At 70.3% G+C, this 18,458-nt stretch carries 17 protein-coding genes and 1 riboswitch; of the genes, 13 read left to right on the top strand and 4 right to left on the bottom strand.

Going from position 1 to position 18,458, the window contains the following annotated elements; genetic code table 11:
• Nucleotides 1–143: 143 nt before the first annotated feature.
• Nucleotides 144–1,121: a carbohydrate kinase family protein gene (locus BUE44_RS12855; RefSeq protein ID WP_073497425.1), complete on the top strand. Its 978-nt coding sequence runs from the start codon at nucleotides 144–146 to the stop codon at nucleotides 1,119–1,121.
• Nucleotides 1,122–1,155: 34 nt separating this feature from the next.
• On the opposite strand, the gene BUE44_RS12850 is transcribed toward BUE44_RS12855, so the two are convergent.
• Nucleotides 1,156–2,517: a cysteine desulfurase/sulfurtransferase TusA family protein gene (locus BUE44_RS12850; protein WP_073497415.1), complete on the bottom strand. Its 1,362-nt coding sequence runs from the start codon at nucleotides 2,515–2,517 to the stop codon at nucleotides 1,156–1,158.
• Nucleotides 2,518–2,766: 249 nt separating this feature from the next.
• On the opposite strand from BUE44_RS12850, the gene ctaC reads away from it, so the two are divergent.
• The 4 genes from ctaC to BUE44_RS12830 all read left to right on the top strand — a co-directional run bounded on the left by ctaC (nucleotide 2,767) and on the right by BUE44_RS12830 (nucleotide 7,292).
• Nucleotides 2,767–3,756 carry an aa3-type cytochrome oxidase subunit II gene (gene ctaC, locus BUE44_RS12845; protein ID WP_073497413.1) on the top strand — a complete coding sequence of 330 codons (990 nt, stop codon included), beginning with the start codon at nucleotides 2,767–2,769 and terminating at the stop codon, nucleotides 3,754–3,756.
• Complete coding sequence (gene ctaD / locus BUE44_RS12840; protein ID WP_073497411.1) at nucleotides 3,753–5,492, top strand: aa3-type cytochrome oxidase subunit I; 1,740 nt, start codon at nucleotides 3,753–3,755, stop codon at nucleotides 5,490–5,492. The genes ctaC and ctaD overlap by 4 nt, the downstream gene beginning before the upstream one ends.
• On the top strand, nucleotides 5,489–5,887 hold the full coding sequence (locus BUE44_RS12835) for a cytochrome c oxidase subunit 4 (protein WP_073497410.1): 399 nt from the start codon (nucleotides 5,489–5,491) through the stop codon (nucleotides 5,885–5,887). The genes ctaD and BUE44_RS12835 overlap by 4 nt, the downstream gene beginning before the upstream one ends.
• 121 nt (nucleotides 5,888–6,008) lie before the next feature.
• Nucleotides 6,009–7,292, top strand: a complete 1,284-nt coding sequence (locus BUE44_RS12830) for a L,D-transpeptidase (RefSeq protein WP_073497408.1) — start codon at nucleotides 6,009–6,011, stop codon at nucleotides 7,290–7,292.
• 7 nt (nucleotides 7,293–7,299) lie between these two features.
• On the opposite strand, the gene BUE44_RS12825 is transcribed toward BUE44_RS12830, so the two are convergent.
• Nucleotides 7,300–7,719, bottom strand: a complete 420-nt coding sequence (locus BUE44_RS12825; RefSeq protein WP_073497406.1) for a response regulator transcription factor — start codon at nucleotides 7,717–7,719, stop codon at nucleotides 7,300–7,302.
• Nucleotides 7,720–7,934: 215 nt separating this feature from the next.
• Between BUE44_RS12825 and ctaE the strand changes: the two genes are divergently transcribed.
• The 6 genes from ctaE (at nucleotide 7,935) to BUE44_RS12795 (ending at nucleotide 15,128) form a co-directional block, all read left to right on the top strand.
• Entirely contained in the window at nucleotides 7,935–8,555 is a 621-nt protein-coding gene (gene ctaE / locus BUE44_RS12820; RefSeq protein ID WP_073497404.1) for an aa3-type cytochrome oxidase subunit III, read from the top strand.
• An 80-nt stretch (nucleotides 8,556–8,635) separates the two neighbouring features.
• Nucleotides 8,636–9,448, top strand: a complete 813-nt coding sequence (gene qcrC / locus BUE44_RS12815; RefSeq protein ID WP_073497402.1) for a cytochrome bc1 complex diheme cytochrome c subunit — start codon at nucleotides 8,636–8,638, stop codon at nucleotides 9,446–9,448.
• Nucleotides 9,445–10,515 carry a cytochrome bc1 complex Rieske iron-sulfur subunit gene (gene qcrA / locus BUE44_RS12810; protein ID WP_073497399.1) on the top strand — a complete coding sequence of 357 codons (1,071 nt, stop codon included), beginning with the start codon at nucleotides 9,445–9,447 and terminating at the stop codon, nucleotides 10,513–10,515. The genes qcrC and qcrA overlap by 4 nt, the downstream gene beginning before the upstream one ends.
• Nucleotides 10,512–12,152 (top strand): cytochrome bc1 complex cytochrome b subunit, encoded by a 1,641-nt coding sequence (gene qcrB, locus BUE44_RS12805; RefSeq protein ID WP_073497396.1) that lies wholly within the window; start codon nucleotides 10,512–10,514, stop codon nucleotides 12,150–12,152. Before qcrA ends, qcrB begins: the two co-directional genes overlap by 4 nt.
• A 141-nt stretch (nucleotides 12,153–12,293) precedes the next feature.
• On the top strand, nucleotides 12,294–13,358 hold the full coding sequence (trpD, locus tag BUE44_RS12800) for an anthranilate phosphoribosyltransferase (RefSeq protein ID WP_073497394.1): 1,065 nt from the start codon (nucleotides 12,294–12,296) through the stop codon (nucleotides 13,356–13,358).
• 84 nt (nucleotides 13,359–13,442) lie between these two features.
• Nucleotides 13,443–13,560: riboswitch (SAM riboswitch) on the top strand.
• 170 nt (nucleotides 13,561–13,730) lie between these two features.
• On the top strand, nucleotides 13,731–15,128 hold the full coding sequence (locus BUE44_RS12795; RefSeq protein WP_073497392.1) for an aminotransferase class V-fold PLP-dependent enzyme: 1,398 nt from the start codon (nucleotides 13,731–13,733) through the stop codon (nucleotides 15,126–15,128).
• Between the two features lie 27 nt (nucleotides 15,129–15,155).
• Here the strand turns inward: BUE44_RS12795 and BUE44_RS12790 are convergent, their stop codons facing one another.
• Nucleotides 15,156–15,437 (bottom strand): Lrp/AsnC family transcriptional regulator, encoded by a 282-nt coding sequence (locus BUE44_RS12790; RefSeq protein WP_073497390.1) that lies wholly within the window; start codon nucleotides 15,435–15,437, stop codon nucleotides 15,156–15,158.
• Nucleotides 15,434–16,213, bottom strand: coding sequence for a rhomboid family intramembrane serine protease (locus BUE44_RS12785; protein ID WP_073497388.1), 780 nt, complete (start codon nucleotides 16,211–16,213; stop codon nucleotides 15,434–15,436). The genes BUE44_RS12790 and BUE44_RS12785 overlap by 4 nt, the downstream gene beginning before the upstream one ends.
• A gap of 138 nt (nucleotides 16,214–16,351) precedes the next feature.
• Between BUE44_RS12785 and BUE44_RS12780 the strand changes: the two genes are divergently transcribed.
• Nucleotides 16,352–16,657 (top strand): hypothetical protein, encoded by a 306-nt coding sequence (locus BUE44_RS12780; protein WP_235002086.1) that lies wholly within the window; start codon nucleotides 16,352–16,354, stop codon nucleotides 16,655–16,657.
• Nucleotides 16,658–17,005: 348 nt separating this feature from the next.
• Entirely contained in the window at nucleotides 17,006–18,346 is a 1,341-nt protein-coding gene (locus BUE44_RS12775; protein ID WP_073497557.1) for an NYN domain-containing protein, read from the top strand.
• The last annotated feature ends 112 nt before the right edge of the window (nucleotides 18,347–18,458 follow it).

Below are 18,458 nucleotides of genomic sequence, written 5' to 3'. Positions count from 1 at the left end.
CCGTTTCCCGCGGTTCACCGGCGGGAAGGGCGGGCAACTCCGCGGATGTCCCGGCCCTGCCCGGGTTTGCCGGTAGCGTGGACGACTGCCCAGACCGACGCAACCCCCGCGTACGAATCCCTCGCCCCCAGGAGCCTGCCGCCGTGCGTATCGCCGTCACCGGATCCATCGCCACCGACCACCTGATGACCTTCCCCGGCCGGTTCGCCGACCAGCTGGTCGCCGATCAGCTGCACACGGTCTCGCTGTCGTTCCTGGTCGACGCCCTCGACGTGCGGCGCGGCGGGGTGGGCGCCAACATCTGCTACGGCATGGGCCTGCTCGGCACCTCGCCGATCCTGGTCGGCGCCGCGGGCAACGACTTCGGCGAATACCGCGCCTGGCTCCAGAGGCACGGCGTGGACACCGCCTCGGTCCGCATCTCCGAGGTGCTGCACACCGCCCGCTTCATCTGCACCACCGACGCCGACCACAACCAGATCGGCTCCTTCTACACCGGCGCCATGAGCGAGGCCCGGCTGATCGAGCTGCAGCACGTGGCCGACCGGGTCGGCGGCCTCGACCTGGTCTCGATCGGCGCGGACGACCCCGAGGCGATGATCCGCCACACCGAGGAGTGCAGGTCCCGCGGCATCCCCTTCGCCGCGGACTTCTCGCAGCAGATCGCCCGGATGGACGGCGACGACATCCGGGTGCTGGTCGACGGGGCCGCGTACCTGTTCAACAACGAGTACGAGAAGGGCCTGATCGAGACCAAGACCGGCTGGAGCGCCGAGGAGATCCTCGACCGGGTCGGCACCCGGGTCACCACGCTCGGCGCCAGCGGCGTGCGGATCGACCGCAAGGGCGAGCCCCCGATCGTCGTCGGCTGTGCGGAGGAGCAGGCCAAGGTCGACCCGACCGGCGTCGGCGACGGCTTCCGCGCCGGCTTCCTGTCCGGCCTGGCCTGGGGCGTCGGCCTCGAACGCGCCGCGCAGGTCGGCTGCATGCTCGCGACCCTGGTCATCGAGACCCTCGGCACCCAGGAGTACGAGCTGCGCCGCACGCACTTCATGGAGCGCTTCACCAAGGCCTACGGCGAGGACGCCGCCTCCGAGGTCCGCCGGCACCTGGGCGCCTGACCCGCTCGGAGCCCGCCCCGCCCCCCCGCGAGACTCAGGTCCGGCGACGGACGAGGTAAGCCGTGCCGGGGGCGGCGGGGGTGGCGCCGAGGTAGTCCTGGGCGCGCATCGAGCACCAGGCCGGGATGTCCAGGGCGGCCGCCTCGTCGTCGGACAGCACGGTCACCGTGCCGCCGACGGGGACGTCGCCGATGACCTTGGCCAGTTCGATCACCGGGATCGGGCACAGCTTGCCGAGGGAGTCGACGACCAGGCCCGCGCCGGGGGCGGGCGTCACGGCCGGCGGCGGGCCGAGGTGGGAACGCACCTCGGCGACCAGCGGGGGCAGCACGTCGAGGAAGCGCGCGACGTCCGCCTCCGCGGTGCCCGGCGGGAGGGAGACCCGGACGTTGCCCTCGGAGAGCACGCCCATCGCCTTGAGCACATGGCTCGGGGTCAGCGTGCTCGACGTGCAGGAGGAGCCGGACGACACCGAGAAGCCGGCCCGGTCCAGCGCGGTCAGCAGCGCCTCGCCGTCGACGTAGAGGCAGGAGAAGGTCACCAGGTGCGGCAGCCGCAGCGTGCCGTGGCCGACCACCTCGACGTCGGGGACCACTTCGGGCACCCGCGTCCTGATCAGGTCCACCAGCGCCGAGAGCCGGGCCGCCTCCCGCGCGGCCTCCTCCCGTACCGCCCGCAGCGACGCGGCGGCGGCGACGATCGCCGGCAGGTTCTCGAAGCCGGGGGAGCGGCCCGACTCCCGTTCGTCCGCGGGGTGCCGGGGCGCGAACCTGGTGCCCTTGCGCACCGCGAGCAGCCCCACCCCGGGCGGGCCGCCCCACTTGTGCGCGCTGCCGGCCAGCAGCGACCAGCCGCCGTCGACCCGGCCCCAGGCCAGCGACTGGGCCGCGTCCACCAGCAGCGGCACCCCCGCGGTCCGGCACAGCTCGGCGACCTCGGCGACCGGCTGGACCGTACCCACCTCGTGGTTCGCGGACTGCAGGCACACCAGCGCGGTGTCGGGCCGCAGCGCCGCCGTCACGTCGGCCGGCGCGACACGCCCGGCGCGGTCCACGCCGACCGCCGTGCTGTCGTACGCGTCCGCCGCGTGCAGCACCGCGGAGTGCTCGACCGCCGAGACCACGACGTGCCGGCCGGTCCTGCGCCGCCCGGCCATCGCCCCGGCGACACCGTCGTGCAGCGCGCGGGTCCCCGAAGGGGTGAAGACCAGCTCGTCGGGCCGGCACCCGACGGCGTCGGCCGCGGTCTCCCGGGACGCGTCGAGCAGCAGCCTGGCCCGCCGCCCCTCGTGGTAGAGCCGGGCCGGGTCCGCCCACCCCTCGTCGAGGGCCGCCAGCAGCGCCTGGCGGGCCACCGGATGCAGCGGTGCGGCGGACGCCATATCGAAATAGGACACCTCAGCACGCTACAACCCGGCTCCCGCCGGCAGCCGGGCGCTGTGTCAGAACCCCTCCCCGGCGCGGTATTCCACCCCTTCGGGGAGAGCCCCGGCGCGTTGGACCCCCTCCCCGCGCGACCCCAAATAGCGTCCAGTAGGGTTTGGTCCGCATAAACATCCACACCTCAATGCCTGCACTCGGGCCGACCGACCAGCACACGGCCGGAACACCCGGACGCGCGGGCGAGACTCTCGGGAAGGCGCTACGTGAGTCCCAACGGCTCCGACCTCCCCCACCGCCCCAAGGGCGTGGGCGGCACCCCCACGTCGCGGCGTGGGTTGCGGCGGAAGCTGCCGCAGGCGCTGGCAGCGGGTCTGGTCCTGGCGACGGCCACTGGTTGCTCGTACAAGGATTATCCCCGGCTCGGCATGCCCAGTCCGGCCACCGAACAGGCACCACGGATCCTCGCCCTGTGGCAGGGCTCCTGGGCCGCGGCACTGGCGACCGGTGCGCTGGTCTGGGGCCTGATCCTGTGGAGCGTGATCTTCCACCGCCGCAGCCGGACCAAGGTCGAGGTCCCTGCGCAGACCCGCTACAACCTGCCCATCGAGGCGCTGTACACGATCGTGCCGATCGTGGTGATCGCGGTGCTCTTCTACTTCACCGCCCGCGACGAGAACAAGCTCCTGTCGACTTCCAAGAAGCCGCAGCACATCATCAACGTGGTGGGCTTCCAGTGGAGCTGGGGCTTCAACTACGTCGAGAACGTCGACGGCTCGGCGGGTCCGGCCAAGCCGCCGGCCGAGCTGAGCGAGATCCCGGCGAACAAGCTGCTGTTCCCGCCGGGTGCCGAGGGCGTCTACGACGTCGGCACCCCGAACAGCCGCAACCCGCAGACCGGCAACCCCGGCCCCACGCTGTGGCTGCCCGAGGGCCAGACCGTCCGCTTCGTGCTCACCTCGCGTGACGTCATCCACTCGTTCTGGATCGTGCCGTTCCTGATGAAGCAGGACGTCATCCCCGGCCACACCAACGTCTTCGAGGTGACCCCCAACAAGCTGGGCACCTTCAGGGGCAAGTGCGCCGAGCTGTGCGGTGTCGACCACTCCCGGATGCTGTTCAACGTGAAGGTCGTATCGCCCGAGGCATACCAGCAGCACCTCAAGGACCTCGCCAAGGCGGGGCAGACGGGTTACCTCCCGTCAGGTATCGCCACCACGGGCAACGCGAAGAACTCGGAGCCCAAGACCACATGAGCATTCTCAACGAACCGCAGGGCGCTGCGACGGCCGACGAGTCCTACGCGGACGAGATCCCGGCCCGCCGCAAGAAGCCCGGATCGGTGGTGGTCACGTGGCTGACGACCACCGACCACAAGACCATCGGCACCCTGTACCTGGTCACGTCGTTCGCGTTCTTCCTGATCGGCGGTGTGCTGGCGCTGCTGATGCGCGCCGAGCTGGCCAGGCCCGGCAACCAGTTCCTGTCGAACGAGCAGTTCAACCAGGCCTTCACGATGCACGGCACCGTGATGCTGCTGATGTTCGCGACACCGCTGTTCGCCGGTTTCACCAACTGGATCATGCCGCTGCAGATCGGCGCGCCCGACGTCGCCTTCCCGCGGCTGAACATGTTCGCCTACTGGCTCTACCTGTTCGGCTCGCTGATCGCGGTCGGCGGTTTCGTCACCCCGCAGGGCGCGGCCGACTTCGGCTGGTTCGCCTACTCGCCCCTGTCCAGCGCGGTCAACTCGCCCGGTGTCGGTGCCGACATGTGGATCATGGGTCTGGCGCTGTCCGGCTTCGGCACCATCCTCGGCGCGGTCAACTTCATCACCACGATCATCTGCATGCGCGCACCCGGCATGACGATGTTCCGCATGCCGATCTTCGTGTGGAACGTGCTGCTGACCGCCGTCCTGGTGCTGCTGGCCTTCCCGGTGCTCGCCGCCGCGCTGCTCGCACTCGAGGCCGACCGCAAATTCGGCGCGCACGTCTTCGACTCCGCCAACGGCGGGGCGCTCCTGTGGCAACACCTCTTCTGGTTCTTCGGCCACCCAGAGGTGTACATCATCGCCCTGCCGTTCTTCGGCATCATCTCCGAGGTCATCCCGGTCTTCAGCCGCAAGCCGATGTTCGGCTACATCGGCCTGGTCGCGGCGACCATCTCCATCGCGGGCCTTTCCGTGACGGTGTGGGCGCACCACATGTACGTGACCGGCGGTGTGCTGCTGCCGTTCTTCTCCTTCATGACCTTCCTGATCGCGGTGCCGACAGGCGTGAAGTTCTTCAACTGGATCGGCACCATGTGGAAGGGGTCGCTGAGTTTCGAGACCCCGATGCTCTGGGCGACGGGATTCCTGGTCACCTTCCTGTTCGGTGGTCTGACCGGGGTGATCCTGGCGTCGCCGCCGCTGGACTTCCACGTGTCCGACTCGTATTTCGTCGTGGCGCACTTCCACTACGTGGTCTTCGGCACCGTCGTCTTCGCGATGTTCGCCGGATTCCACTTCTGGTGGCCGAAGATGACCGGCAAGATGCTCGACGAACGGCTCGGGAAGATCACCTTCTGGACGCTTTTCCTCGGCTTCCACGGCACCTTCCTCGTCCAGCACTGGCTGGGCGCCGAGGGCATGCCGCGCCGGTACGCCGACTACCTGGCCGCCGACGGCTTCACGACGCTGAACACCGTCTCCACGATCAGCTCGTTCCTGCTCGGCCTGTCGATCCTTCCGTTCCTCTACAACGTGTGGAAGACCGCGAAGTACGGCAAGAAGGTCGAGGTGGACGACCCCTGGGGCTACGGCCGCTCGCTGGAGTGGGCGACCTCCTGCCCGCCGCCGCGGCACAACTTCACCTCGCTGCCGCGTATCCGCTCCGAATCCCCGGCCTTCGACCTGCACCACCCGGAGATCGCGGCGATCGACGCCCTCGCGGGCCATGGCGCGAGCACGGCCATTTCCGGTGCTGAGAGCAAGGGGGCGGGTCAGTGAGGATCCAAGGTTGGATGTTCGGCGGCTTCGCCCTGTTCATCCTGGCCACCGCCATCGTGTACGGGCTGTGGTCCAAGGAGCCGACCGGCACGACGGCGCTGTTCCTGGCGTTCGCGCTCTGCACCATGATCGCGTTCTACCTGGGCTTCACCGCGAACCGGGCCGACACCGGGGCGATGGACAACGAGAACGCGGACGTCGCCGACGACGCCGGCGAGGTGGGCTTCTTCAGCCCGCACAGCTGGCAGCCGCTGATGCTGGGCACCGGTGGCGCGCTGGCCTTCATGGGCGTCATCTTCGGCTGGTGGCTGCTGTTCTTCTCGCTGCCGGTGATCCTCATGGGGATCTTCGGCTGGGTGTTCGAGTACTACCGCGGTGAGAACCGCACCCAGTGACCACCCGCTGAACGCGCGAAGCGGCCCGGGGCGGGCCGCGGCACCCCACCAGGTGCCGCGGCCCGCCCCTTTTGCACCCCTCCGCCGTGCGCGATCCGCGGCCCCTTCTTAGCGTGATGCCATGAGCCACAATCCTCGACGCCGGATAACGTTGCGCTGCGCCCTTCTCGTGGCGCCCCTCGCGGTGGGGCTCACCGCCTGCGGTGGAGACGGCAACCCGCTCGCCGCCCCGCCCTACGAATCCGCGGCCAAGGTCGCCTACTCGGCCGCCGAGGGCGGCAAGGCCGACCCCGCCAAGCCGCTCAAGGTCACCGTCAAGGACGACGGCAGCCGGATCACCGATGTCACCACCACGGACGCCGCAGGGCGCTACGTCAGCGGCAAGCTCAGCGAGGACGGCCTCAGCTGGCAGTCCACCACCGAGCTGGCCGCGGGCGCCCACTACACGGTGCGGGTGAGCACCGAGGACGCCGACGGCCACCCCGGCCGCAAGACGCTGACCTTCGACACGACACCCGCCGACGCCGGCTTCCACGTCACCTTCGGACCCGACGCGGGCACCTACGGCGTGGGCCAGCCCATCACCGCGGCCCTGAGCGCCCCGGTGAAGACCCAGGCCGCGCGCGCCGCGGTGGAGTCCCACCTGCTCGTCACCAGCGTCCCGCAGGCCGCACACGGCTCCTGGTACTGGGTCGACGACCGCACCCTGCACTACCGGCCGAGCAGCTACTGGCCCGCGCACGCCAAGATCGACGTCCGCAGCACGCTGGGCGGCGTCAAGGTGCAGGACAAGCTCTTCGGCGGCAACGACAAGCCGCTCACCCTGCACACCGGCGACCGGATCGAGGCGATCACCGACGCGGCGACCGACCACATGACCTTCAAGGACGACGGCAAGGTCGTGAAGACCATCCCGGTCACCACCGGCAAGCCCGGCTTCGACACCCGCAACGGCATCAAGGTCGTGCTGGCGAAGGAGAGCTTCGTCCAGATGAAGAGCGCCACCGTCGGAATCGCCGCCGGCAGCTCCGACTCGTACGACCTGCCGGTCTACTGGGCCACCCGGGTGACATGGAGCGGTGAATACGTGCACGCCGCGCCCTGGTCCGAGGGCTCGCAGGGCTATGCCAACGTCAGCCACGGCTGCACGGGCATGAGCACCGAGAACGCGCACTGGTTCTTCGACCACGTGCGCCAGGGCGACATCGTCCAGGTCGTCAACAGCCACGGCCCCACGATGACGCCGTTCGACAACGGCTACGGCGACTGGAACCTGGACGCGGCCAAATGGCAGCAGGGCAGCGCGCTCGGCGCCAAGGCGGCAGGCCTGGCCGAGCAGGGCTCGGCGGCCGTCGCGAAGAACCCGCTGTCCGACCCGGCGCGGCTGCGCCCCGAGGCGGCCTGAGCCGCCCCTAGCGGGACGCGACCGCCTTCGAGGCCGGCTCGATCCTGCGCCGCAGCAGGACCGCCAGCGTGTCGCTGAGCGCCACCGGGTCCACCGGGTGGGTCACCGCCGCGTCGGCGCGGCTCCAGGTGGCCAGCCAGGCGTCCTGCGGGCGGCCGATCAGCACCAGCACCGGCGGGCAGCGGAAGATCTCGTCCTTGATCTGCCGGCACACGCCCATACCGCCCGCCGGAGCCGTCTCGCCGTCCAGGACGCACAGGTCGATGCCGCCGTTCTCCAGCTCGGTCAGCACCGCGGGCAGCGTCGCGCACTCCACGAACTCCACCGGCGGCAGGTCGGCGGCGGGCCTGCGGCCGACGGCGAGCCGGACCTGCTCCCGGGTGTTCGCGTCGTCGCTGTAGACCAGCACCGTGGCAGTCGCCTGCATCCTGGATCCTCCGGCTCGTGAACGGTTTCTCAAGTGCTTCGGATGCTACTCCCGCGGGCGCCGTCCGTGGAGGGTCCGCGGCCGCCCAAGATCCCGCGAACGGATCGTCATCCCTCGTTCGAGGGACGCCGGCGGCGGCCGACACGGTCGTCAGCGGGACCTTGACACACCGAAGGGGACCCCCCGGAGTGAGCGCCGGATAAGCGACCGACATAATGTCGGACGTGGCGACAGCAACAGCAGTAGAAACCGGGCACGCGCACCCGTCGGTCAACCGGCCGAACCTCACCAGCGTCGGAACCATCATCTGGCTGAGTTCCGAGCTGATGTTCTTCGCGGCCCTCTTCGCGATGTACTTCACCCTTCGGTCGGTCACGGGTGCCGATTTCTGGAAGGAACACGCCCATGCGCTGAACGTGCCGTTCTCCGCGACGAACACCACGATCCTGGTGCTCTCCTCCTTCACCTGCCAGATGGGCGTCTTCGCCGCCGAGCGCGGCGACGTGAAGAAGCTGCGCTCGTGGTTCATCGTGACGTTCGTGATGGGCGCGATCTTCATCGGCGGGCAGATCTTCGAGTACACGAACCTGGTCAAGAAGGACGGGATCTCACTCAGCTCCGACCCCTACGGTTCGGTGTTCTACCTGACGACCGGCTTCCACGGACTGCATGTGACAGGTGGTCTGATCGCGTTCCTGCTGGTGCTGGGCCGTACGTATGCGGCCAAGCGGTTCACCCACCAGCAGGCCACCGCTGCCATCGTCGTGTCCTACTACTGGCACTTCGTCGATGTCGTCTGGATCGGCCTCTTCGCCACGATCTACCTGATCAAGTAGTCGGTCGCGTACCGCAGCACGGTGCCGGACAGGCACAACCCGAAGCATCGACACAAGAGATCCTGACACCGGGGTAATCCGTGAAAAAGCTCTCCGCACGACGGCGCCACCCGCTGGCGGCGCTTGTCGTCCTACTCTTCGCGCTAGCGGCCATCGGGGGGCTCTACTCCGCGCTCGCGCCGGCACCCAAGGCGCAGGCCGACGACTCCTCGTCCCAGTCCCTTGAGATCACCGAGGGCAGGAAGCTGTTCTCCGTGGGCTGTGCCAGCTGCCACGGCGCGCACGGCCAGGGGAGTTCGGACGGCCCCAGCCTGGTCGGCGTCGGCTCGGCCGCGGTGGACTTCCAGGTCGGCACCGGCCGGATGCCCGCGCAGCAGCCCGGCCCGCAGATCCAGAAGAAGAAGACGCAGTACACCCAGAAGGACATCGACCAGCTGGCCGCGTTCATCGCGTCGCTCGGCCCCGGTCCCGTCACGCCGACCCCGGACCAGTACGACCCGGCCGGCGGTGACGTGGCCAAGGGCGGTGAGCTCTTCCGCACCAACTGCTCGCAGTGCCACAACTTCGTGGGCAAGGGCGGCGCGCTGACCGACGGGAAGTACGCGCCCACCCTCAAGGGCGTCGACCCCAAGCACATCTACGAGGCCATGCAGACCGGCCCGCAGAACATGCCGTCCTTCCCCGACACCACGATGCCGTCGAAGAACAAGGCCGACATCATCGCGTACCTCCAGGCCGTCGACACCGCCAAGAGCAAGAACCCGGGCGGCTTCACGCTCGGCAGCCTCGGCCCGGTGCCTGAGGGGCTGTTCGCCTACATCTTCGGCCTCGGCGCGCTGATCGCCGTCGCCGCCTGGATCGCGGCTCGCACGACCAAGGCCAAGAAGTCATGAGCGAAACCGGACCCCACAACGACATGGCAGAGCCAGAGGAACACCTCCCGGCCACCCGCGGCGCCCACGGCGCCGAAGCGGCGGTCCCCGGCGACCCGTTCGCCGACCCCGGCCACCCGGAGCACGAATTCCGGCGTCAGGACATCGACGAGAAGGCCGCGACGCACTCCGAGCGGGTTGTCGCAGGGCTGTTCACGCTGTCGATGCTGGGCACTCTCGCCTTCATCACCAGCTTCGTGATCTTCCCGGTCGACAAGTACATCTACGTCTTCCCGCTCGGCCACGTCAGCGCGCTGAACTTCTCGCTCGGCCTCTCGCTGGCCGTGGCGCTGATCGGCATCGGCGCCGGTGCGGTGCACTGGGCCCGCACGCTGATGTCCGACGAGGAGATGCCGGACGAGCGGCACCAGGCGAGCGCCGACGACGAGCTGCGCGCCAACATCGAGGCCCAGTGGCAGCAGGGCGTCAAGGAGAGCGGGTTCGGCCGGCGCAAGCTGGTCCGCACCACGATGCTCGGCGCGCTCACCCTGGTCCCGCTGTCCGCGGTCGTGATCCTGCGCGACCTCGGCCCGCTGCCGGAGGAGAAGCTCAGGCACACCGCCTGGGCCAAGGGCAAGGCGCTGATCAACCCCAACACCAACAAGCCGCTGCGCCCCGAGGACATCCCCGTCGGCTCGCTCACCTTCGCCCAGCCCGAGGGGCTGAACGAGCAGGACGAGGACTTCCAGACGCAGATCGCGAAAGCGGCCCTGATGGTCGTCCGGCTCAAGCCGGAGGACATCAAGGACAAGAAGGAACTCGACTGGTCCCACCAGGGAATTGTCGCCTTCTCCAAGATCTGCACGCACGTGGGCTGCCCGGTCAGTCTGTACGAGCAGCAGACGCACCACGTACTCTGCCCTTGCCACCAGTCGACGTTCGACCTGTCGGACGGCGCCAGGGTGATCTTCGGTCCCGCGGGTCACCGGCTGCCGCAGCTTCGGATCAGCGTCAATGGTGAGGGCAACCTCGTTGCGATGAGCGACTTCGAGGTTCCCGTCGGTCCGGCCTTCTGGGAGCGCGGATGACTACATCGACAGAGACCCCGTCGAGCACTCGGCGAGGCCCCAAACACCCCGGACAGCGCGTTGCGGAGTGGACAGACGCCCGACTCGGTCTGTACAAGCTCGGCAAGTCCAACCTGCGGAAGATCTTCCCCGACCACTGGTCGTTCATGCTGGGTGAGATCTGCCTCTACAGCTTCACGATCCTCATCCTCACGGGTGTGTACCTGACGCTGTTCTTCCACCCCAGCATGAGCGAGACCGTCTACAACGGCCCCTACGCTCCGCTGCAGGGCGTGCGGATGTCGGAGGCGTACGCCTCCACGATGCACATCAGCTTCGAGGTGCGCGGTGGTCTGCTGATCCGGCAGATCCACCACTGGTCCGCGCTGATCTTCATCGCGGGCATGATCGTGCACATGATGCGGGTGTTCTTCACCGGAGCGTTCCGCAAGCCGCGCGAGCTGAACTGGCTGTTCGGCTGGACGCTGCTGTTCATCGGCATGTTCGAGGGCTTCACCGGCTACTCGCTGCCCGACGACCTGCTGTCCGGCACCGGTGTCCGCTTCACCGAGGGCGCGGTGCTGTCCACGCCGATCGTCGGCACGTATCTGTCGATGTTCCTGTTCGGCGGCGAATTCCCCGGCCACAACTTCGTGCCGATCTTCTACTCGGCGCACATCCTGCTGCTGCCGGGCATCATGGCGGCCCTGCTGGTCGCCCACCTGATCCTGGTCTTCTACCACAAGCACACCCAGTTCGCGGGTGCGGGCAAGACCGAGAAGAACGTCGTCGGTATGCCGTTCTTCCCGATCTACACCGCGAAGGCCGGCGGCTTCTTCTTCCTGGTCTTCGGCGTCATCGCGGCCATCGCGGCGATCGCCACCATCAACCCGATCTGGACCATGGGCCCGTACCGGCCGGACCAGGTGTCCACCGGCGCGCAGCCCGACTGGTACATGGGCTTCTCCGAAGGCCTGATCCGGGTGATGCCCGGCTGGGAGATCAGCGCCTGGGGCCACACGCTCGTGCTCGGCGTGTTCATCCCGTTGATAGTGTTCCCGACCGTCCTGATCGCCATCGCGGTCTGGCCGTTCCTCGAGTCGTGGGTCACCGGCGACAGGGGTGAACACCATCTCCTGGACCGGCCGCGCAACCGCCCGGTGCGCACCGGCTTCGGTGTCGCCTGGCTGATGCTGTACTTCACGCTGCTGATCGGTGGCGGCAACGACCTGTGGGCCACGCACTTCCACCTGTCGATCGAGACGATCACCTGGTCGGTGCGGATCGGCTTCTTCGTGGTGCCGGTGCTGTCGTACTTCGTCACCAAGCGCATCTGCCTCGGCCTGCAGCGCAGGGACCGCGACAAGGTGCTGCACGGCCGCGAGTCCGGCATCATCAAGCGGCTGCCGCACGGTGAGTTCATCGAGGTGCACGAGCCGCTGGACCAGACGGAGCTGCACATCCTCACCGCCCACCCGCAGCCCCAGCCGCTCGACATCGGCCCCGAGGTCGACGAGAACGGCGTGGAGCGCAAGGTGAGCGCGGTCACGAAGGTGCGGGCGAGGCTGTCCCGCAACTTCTACGGCGAGCACAGCCAGATCCCGAAGCCGACCGTCGAGGAGTACGACGAGATCACGAGCGGCCACGGTCACCACTGACCCGTTGCCCCGGCTTCGACGATCCGCCCCGGGCCGGTCGGACACCCTGCGAAGGGTGACCGACCGGCCCGGGGCTTTTCCGCCGCCCCGCGCCGCTAGGCTGAGCGCGCGCAGACCCTTACACCCCCAGGAGTGTGGACCATGAGCGTTGTGAACCCGGCAGGTGACGAGACCGGGGCGCTGCGCACGTGGCCCGACGTCCTGTCGACGCTGATCGCCGGGCGGGACCTGGGGGTCGAGGACACCGCCTGGGCGATGGACGCCATCATGCGCGGCACCGCGACCGACGTGCAGATCGCCGGGTTCGCGGTGGCCCTGCGGGCCAAGGGCGAGACGGTGGAGGAGGTCACCGGCATGGTGCGGGCGATGTACGCGCACGCCAACACCATCGACGTGCCCGGCGCGACCGTGGACATCGTCGGCACCGGCGGCGACCGGGCCAGGACCGTCAACATCTCCACCATGTCGGCGATCGTGGTCGCCGGCACGGGCGCGAAGGTCGTCAAGCACGGCAACCGGGCCGCGTCGTCCGCCAGCGGCGCCAGCGACGTGCTCGGGCACCTCGGGGTGAACCTGGACCTGACCCCCGAGCGGGTCGTGGAGGTCGCGGACGAGGCGGGCATCACCTTCTGCTTCGCCGTCAGATTCCATCCGGCGCTACGTCATGTGGCCACCGCACGAGGGGAGTTGGGCGTGGCCACCACCTTCAACTTCCTCGGCCCGCTGACCAACCCGGCCCGGGTGCGGGCGCAGGCGACCGGGGTCGCCGACCCGCGGATGGCGCCGATCATGGCCGGCGTGCTGGCCGAACGCGGCTCGTCCGCACTGGTCTTCCGCGGTGACGACGGCCTGGACGAGCTGACCACGACCGCCACCTCGCAGGTGTGGGTGGTCGGCGACGGCAAGGTCGCCCAGCACTCCTTCGACCCGCGGGACATCGGCATCGAGCTGGTGCCGGTCGAGGCGCTGCGCGGCGGCGACCCGGCCTACAACGCGGACGTGGCCCGCCGGCTGCTGGCCGGTGAGACCGGGCCGGTACGTGACGCGGTGCTGCTGAACTCCGCCGCCGCGCTGGTGGCGCTGGACCCCGGCAGCGGCCCGCTGGAGGACCAGTTGGCCGCCGGCATGGCAAGGGCCGCGGAATCCCTCGACTCCGGCGCGGCCGCCGCCGTGCTGGAGCGCTGGGCGGCCGCCACCCACGCCTGACCCGATCCGCCGCGAGAACAGGGCGCCGTCCGTACCTCGGACGGCGCCTTGCGCAAACGGCGACCTGTGGCAGAATCCTTTTCAGGTCACGAGTGACAGCGCAAAGGCCCCGGCTCGCTGTCCGGCAACCCTCCGTCCGAGGCGGGGTGCCCCGGGTGATGACCGGGCTGTGAGCAAGCAAGGCTCGCAGCAAGCCGGACTCGGGAGTTCTTTCATGCGCAAGCGAATGCGATAGGGCCTCAGGCCCCGGTTCCGCCCTACCGCGGTGCCGCCGTGCACCGGTCCCCGTTCCGTACGCCGCCGTTCGACCGCCTCGTCGCGCCCCTGCCGGGCGCACGGCGCTGTCGCCTGCCCTCGCGCCAGGAGCCCGCCATGACCGTCACCTCCACCTCCACCGCCTCGACCGCCACCACCTCCGCCACCACTCCTGCGATCTGCGACGCCCCGCCGCTGCCGGTGCTCGGCCGGGACGTGACCGTACCGCTGGTCACCGGCGGCGAAGTCAGCTACGCCGCCCTGGACTACGCCGCCAGCGCGCCCGCCCTCCAGCGCGTGTGGGACGACGTCGCCGCGTACGCCCCCTACTACGGCAGCGTGCACCGCGGCGCCGGGTACCTGTCCCAGCTGTCCACCGAACTCTTCGAGCAGAGCCGGGCCACCGTCGCGGACTTCCTCGGCTGTCGCCCCGCCGACCAGGTGATCTTCACCCGCTCCACCACCGACTCGCTCAACCTGCTGGCCGCGGTGCTGCCCGCAGGGACGCAGATCTTCGTCTTCGAGACCGAGCACCACGCGGCGCTGCTGCCCTGGCAGCGGGCGAAGGGCGCGCGGGTCACCTGTCTGGCCGCGCCCCGCACCCCCGAACAGGCCGTCGCCGCGCTGGACGTGGCCCTGCACGCGGCACCCAAGGGCCCCAAGCTGGTGTGCGTCACCGGCGCGTCCAACGTGACCGGCGAGGTGTGGCCGGTACGCCGACTCGCCGCCGCCGCGCACCGGCACGGCGCCCGCATCGTGCTGGACGCGGCGCAGCTCGCGCCGCACCGGAAGGTGGACGTCGCCGAACTCGACGTCGACTGGGTCGCCTTCTCCGGCCACAAGCTCTACGCGCCCTTCGGCGCCGGAGTGCTCGCCGGCCGCCCTGACTGGCTGCGCGACGCCGAGCCCTACCTCGCGGGCGGCGGCGCCACCCGTACCGTGGTCCGGCGGGCCGACGGCCAGGTCGAGGCCGAGTGGCAGGAGTCGCCCGCCGCCAGGCACGAGGCCGGATCGCCCAACGTCATCGGGGCCTACGCCGTCGCGTCGGCCTGCAAGGCGCTCACCGAGGCCGGTTTCGACCGGCTGGCCGAGCACGAGCGGCAGCTGCTCGACCTGCTGCGGGACGGGCTCGCCGGGATCCCCGAGGTGCGGGTGCTCTCGCTCTTCGGCGACGGCGCCGACCGGGTCGGCGTGCTGAGCTTCGTCGTCCAGGGCTGGAACAGCTCCCACCTGGCCGCCGCGCTGTCCGCGGAACACGGCATCGGCGTACGCGACGGCCTGTTCTGCGCGCACCCGCTGGTGCGGCACCTGCTCGGCGGCGAACCGGAGGACCCGGGCGCCTGCGGCTCGCCCGAGAACCTGTCCTTCAACGCGGTCCGCGTCAGCTTCGGCGTCGGCACCCCGCACGAGCACGTCCGGCGCTTCACCGGCGCCCTGGCCAAGCTCGTCCGCGAGGGCGCCGCGTGGACCTACCGCACCGAGTCGGGCCGCTGCGTCCCCGCGCCCACCGCGTAGGGCCCGGGACGTTGGAGCGGCACGGCCTCAGGAGTCGAGGCCGATCGCGAAGGCCGCCTCCAGGTCGTGCTGGGAGTACGTGCGGAAGGCCACGTGGGTGTCGGTCACCTCGACGCCGGGGATCTTGCTGATCCGGCCCGGGATGATGTCCGCCAGGTCGTCATGCCGGGCCACCCGCACGAGGGCGATCAGGTCGTACGTACCGGTGACCGAGTAGACCTCGCTGACGTTCTCGAGCGCGGCGATCTCCTCGGCGATCTCGGGAATCCGATCCACAGTGGTCTTGATGAGCACGATCGCGGTGATCACGACTGAACGTCTCCTTGGGTCGTCCCGGCAACGACGCCCAGCTTAGACCTGGGCCGATAGCAGGCCCACGCGCACGTGAAGCCGAAGGCGAAGCCCACCACATGGGCCAGGTAGGCCACTCCGGGGCCGCCCGCCGCGCTCTGGGCGGCGAACCACTGGAGCACGAACCAGAAGCCGAGCACCATCCACGCCGGGAAGCGCAGCGGGAGGAAGAAGAGAAAAGGGAACAAGCTGGTCACCCGGGCCCTCGGATAGAGGTAGAGATAGGCCCCCAGCGCGCCGGAGATCGCCCCGGACGCGCCGACCAGGCTCTGCGTGTCGTCGGCGTGCGCGAAGGCGAAGCCGTACGTGGCCAGGAAGCCCGCCGCCAGGTAGAAGAGCGTGAAGCGCACCCGGCCCATACGGTTCTCGACGTTGTCGCCGAAGACGTAGAGGAAGAGCATGTTGCCGATCAGGTGCAGCCAGCTGCCGTGCAGGAACATCGACGTGAAGACGGACAGGAACGGCGTCTTGCCGTACGAGGCGGGCGCGGCGCATCCGGCGGGCAGGCCCAGGCCGGCCGGCGGCATCCTGCCGTGGACCAGCTCGCTGGGGATCACCCCCCAGCGGTCGAAGTACAGCGCCTGCTCGCACGCCAGCCGGTGGCCGGTGCCGTAGACCGGGGTGAAGCCGGACAGCGGGCCGAGCAGGAAGACCGCGGTGCACACGGCGATCAACCCGTACGTGACGACCGGCGTACGGCGGACCGGGTTCTTGTCGTACACCGGGATGACCATGGACCGATCATGACGCAGCGGTCGTAACGGACATAGGCCGCCTCGCCGCAGCGCGGCGCACCTCCGAGGCCTTAGGGTGACCGGGACGCACGCTCCCACGCAGGGATCCCAGAGGAACCAGAGGAAGAGGTACCCGCGATGCCGGTTCCGCTGCCGACCGCGACGACGCGCTGGCGCTGCACTCTGTGCGGGAATCTGACCCGTTTCGACGTGACCCGCTCGTCGCGGGTCGTCGAGTACGTGCACCTGGACCTCGGCGGTGAGCCGTCGGTCGAGGAGACCGAGGTGCTGGCCGAGACCGTGGAGTCGGTGCGCTGCCGCTGGTGCAACGCGGTGGACCGGATCGAACTGGTGGACCGCCCCGGTGCGGGCGCCGCCGGCGGTGACGGCGAGGGGAACGGCAGTACGGAAAGCGCCGCGGGGAGCGGTTCCGCGTCCGGCTGAGCGCCGGGCGAGGACAATGGAAGCAGCAGGGCGGCGGGCCGGAGGGATCGAAGGGGGCCGGGAGGACGCCGAGGAACCGGACGGGAGTGACTGGTGGACGGTATCGGCGGTTTTCCGCATGCCGGGGCGAGTGGTGCCGCGGCGGAGCCCGCCGTGCCCCCCGCGCCGGCCGGACCCGCCGACCCCGGTGATCCGGGCGACCACGGCGACTCAGGCGACGCGGGCGCCTCCGGTGACTCCCGCGACAGCGGGGACCACGGCGGGGCGGACGACGACGGCGGCTCGGGCGACGACAACGTGTCCCGCGACGACGCCGGCGAATCGCGTGGCGGCTCCGGCGACGGCGCGGTGGAAGTGGCGGTCGGCGCGGAGCCCGCGCTCGACCGGCCGCTGCCCGAGGGCGTACGCCACCGGGTCGTCGCCATCGCCGCGGAGGCCTTCGGCGGCTTCACTTACCAGGAGCTGCCGGTCTCGCTGCGGCCCTACGCCCGCTTCACGCCCACCCGGCGGGTGAAGTACGCGGGCACGGCGCTGGCCGCCGCCCTGGAGCACGACCCCGCCTTCCGGCAGAAGGTCGCCGGCCGGCTGCGGGACACGCAGGCGGAGCTGGCCGGGGCGCTGGAGGGCGGCACTCCGCCGCCCGCCGCCGATCCGCTGGACGTGGCGGCCGCCGCGTATCTGCTGCGCCCCGCGGGCTGGGCCAAGCTGGTCGCGACCGCGGGCGAGGAGGCCCAACGGGCCGACGCCGAGCGGGCCGACGAGGAGGCGCTGCGCGAACTGGCCGCGCTGCGCAGCGAGGTCGAGGCGCTGCACGAGCACGGCAGGGCGGACGCGGCCAGGGCCAGGGCCGAGCTGGAAGCGGTGCGCAAGGAGGGCGACGCGCTGCACCGCAAGTTGCGGAGCGCGCTGAGCGACGTCAAGCGGGCCGAGGCGGCGCAGCGCAGGCTCCAGGCGGAGGTGGAGGAGTTGCGGTCCGCCGCCGCCCACGACAAGGCCGCGTCCGACAGCGAGGCGCGCCGGCTGCGGACCCGGCTCGCGGAGGCCGAGGCCGTCATCGAGACCGGGCGCAAGGCGGCCCGCGAAGGCCGCAGCATCGAGGACGTACGGCTGCGGCTGCTGCTCGACACGGTCCTGGACGCCGCTTCGGGGCTGCGCCGCGAACTCGCCCTGCCGCCACGGGACACCATGGCGGTACGCCCCGCGGACACCGTGGACGCGGTGGCGCCCGGCGCCTTCAGCGCCCGCGACATCGCCACCCGGGCACTGTCCGAGACCGACCCCGCCCTGCTCGACCAGCTGCTCGCGCTGCCGCAGGCGCATCTGGTGGTCGACGGCTACAACGTCACCAAGACCGGTTATCCGTCACTGCCGTTGGAGAAGCAGCGGCTGCGGCTGCTGGGCGGTCTCGCGGCGCTCGCCGCGCAGAGCGGCGCCGAGGTGACCTGCGTCTTCGACGGCGCCGACCTGGACATGCCGGTGCTGCTCGCGCCGCCGCGCGGGGTGCGGGTGCTGTTCAGCAAGGCCGGTGAGACCGCCGACGAGTTGATCAGGCGGCTGGTGCGGGCCGAACCGCCGGGACGGCAGATCGTGGTGGTCTCCGCCGACCGCGAGGTCGCCGACGGGGTCGCCAAGGCCGGCGCCCGCCCGGTCGCCTCGACGCTGCTGCTGCGCCGCCTCGCGCGGGTCTGACCGCACGCCCCTGCCGGCCGGTTCCTGACCGCTGTCACCCTCAAGGGTGGTCACTGGCACATCAGTGTGCACGCTCCGTCAAACAGTCATCACTGTACGTATGAAGCCTGTA

It is taken from the genome of Actinacidiphila paucisporea, assembly GCF_900142575.1.
Lineage (GTDB): Bacteria > Actinomycetota > Actinomycetes > Streptomycetales > Streptomycetaceae > Actinacidiphila > Actinacidiphila paucisporea.
Note: the sequence above shows the minus strand (reverse complement) of the source record. Positions and strands in the feature narration are given on the sequence as shown.